Below are 2,027 nucleotides of genomic sequence, written 5' to 3'. Positions count from 1 at the left end.
GTGCGGGACGGACCCGCACCGCGCCTCCCGTCAGGTGGTCGCGGCTACTTCACCGCACCGGCGGTCAGGCCGGCGACGAACTGGCGCTGCACCACGAGGAACGCGATGACGACCGGGATCGACACGACGAGCGAGGCCGCCATGATCTGGTTCCAGTACACGTTCGTCTGCGTGGAGTACTGCTGCAGACCGACCGCGAGCGTGGAGCCGAGGCCGTTCGTCATGACGGAGGCGAAGAGGACCTCGCCCCAGGCCGTCATGAACGAGTAGATGCCGACCGCCACGAGACCCGGACGGGCCGAGGGCAGGATGATCCGGAACAGCGCGCCCATCGGGCCGGAACCGTCGACCATCGCGGCCTCGTCGAGCTCACGCGGGATCGTCTCGAAGTAGCCCGCGAGCATCCAGATCGAGAACGGCAGCGTGAACGTCAGGTACGTGATGATCAGGCCGAGCCAGCTGCCGACCAGCTGGATGCCGAGCGTGTTGCCGAGGTTCGTGAAGATCAGGAACAGCGGCAGCAGGAACAGCACGCCGGGGAACATCTGGGTCGAGAGCACCGTCGTGGTGAAGGCGCTCTTGCCCTTGAAGTTCCACCGCGACACCGCGTAGGCGGCGAACGTGGCGATGATCAGCGAGAACACCGTCGCGACCGTGCAGACCACGAGCGAGTTGATGAAGTACCGGCCGAGCGGGACCGTCGACCACATGTCGATGAACGGCTGGAACGTGATCCGCGACGGGATCCACGTGAAGTCGTTCTGCACGTCGCCGAGCGGCTTGATGGCGGTGGTGATCATGACGTAGAGCGGCACCACCGTGAAGACGGTGAGCAGGACCAGGACGATGACCTTGAAGGACTTAGCCCCCGTTGTTTCACGCACGGACGGACCTCCGGTTGGTGACGGCCAGGTAGATGCCGGTGACGACGAGCAGGAAGAGGAGGAGCAGGACGCTCATCGCGGCACCGGAGCCGAAGTTCCAGGTGATGAACGACGCGTTGTAGATGTGGAAGCTCAAGAGGTCGGCGGCCGGCGGCTGCGCGGTCGAGCCGAACAGCACGAACGGGGTGTTGAAGTCGTTGAACGTCCAGAGGAACATCACCAGCACCAGCGTGACGTTGACCGGGCGGACCATCGGCAGCGTGATCGAGCGCCACTGCCGGAAGGGCTTGGCACCGTCGACCGAGGCGGCCTCGTACACGTCGGCCGGCACGGACTGCAGGCCCGCCATCAGCATCAGGAACGCGAACGGCCAGGTCTTCCAGATCGCCACGACGACGACGGCCACGAAGGCGTTGTTGCCGATGAGCCAGAACGGCGGGTTGGCACCGAAGAGGTGCAGCTGGTCCACCAGGACGTGGTTCAGGGCGCCGGAGTCACGCTGGAACATGAACTTCCAGGTGATGACGCCGGCGTACATCGGCAGCGCGTAGGGCACCAGGAACAGCGTGCGGAAGAGCCCGCGACCGCGGAACGGCTTCTGCAAGGCGACCGCGGCGGCCATGCCGAAGCCCCAGGACAGCCCGACCACGAGGATCGTGAAGGCACAGGTGATGAGGAACGAGCTGAGCAGCCCACGGCCGATCGCCTGGTCGAAGTCGACCGCAACGGAGTAGTTCCGCAAGCCGGCGAAGGGCGCGGCGCCCCAGTTCGCGATGAAGTACTTGGTGAGCTGCACGAAGCTGATCCAGATGCCGACGAGCATCGGCACGATGTGGATGAGCAGCTCGAAGAGGATCGCGGGACCGACGAGTGCGTACGGGAGCCACGGGACGCGGCGCTTCCCACGAGGCGACGGCCCCGAGAGGGTCGGCGCCTTGGTGTGCGTCAGGTCGATGGCCTCGGAGTCTGGCAGGACCGTCGTGGACATGGGCAGGCCTTCCGGCTGGTGGAGGGGGTTCGGGAGGTGGGGCGGGGGGGGGGGGGGGCCCCCCCCCCCCCGGGGGGGGGGGGGCGCGCCCGCGCGGCAGAGACCCGGGCGGGCGCAGCCGGGGGGGGGCGGGCGCGGCCCCCCGGAATGATTTG

The 2,027-nt window shown here is 67.2% G+C and carries 2 protein-coding genes; both read right to left on the bottom strand.

Features of this window, described 5'->3' with window-relative positions:
• Nucleotides 1–44: 44 nt before the first annotated feature.
• Nucleotides 45–884: a carbohydrate ABC transporter permease gene (locus tag QCD68_RS17140; protein WP_301223883.1), complete on the bottom strand. Its 840-nt coding sequence runs from the start codon at nt 882–884 to the stop codon at nt 45–47.
• Entirely contained in the window at nt 877–1,872 is a 996-nt protein-coding gene (locus QCD68_RS17135; RefSeq protein ID WP_301223882.1) for a carbohydrate ABC transporter permease, read from the bottom strand. The genes QCD68_RS17140 and QCD68_RS17135 overlap by 8 nt, the downstream gene beginning before the upstream one ends.
• Between the last annotated feature and the right edge of the window lie 155 nt (nt 1,873–2,027).

Source organism: Curtobacterium sp. PsM8, from assembly GCF_030433875.1.
Classification (GTDB): domain Bacteria; phylum Actinomycetota; class Actinomycetes; order Actinomycetales; family Microbacteriaceae; genus Curtobacterium.
Note: the sequence above shows the minus strand (reverse complement) of the source record. Positions and strands in the feature narration are given on the sequence as shown.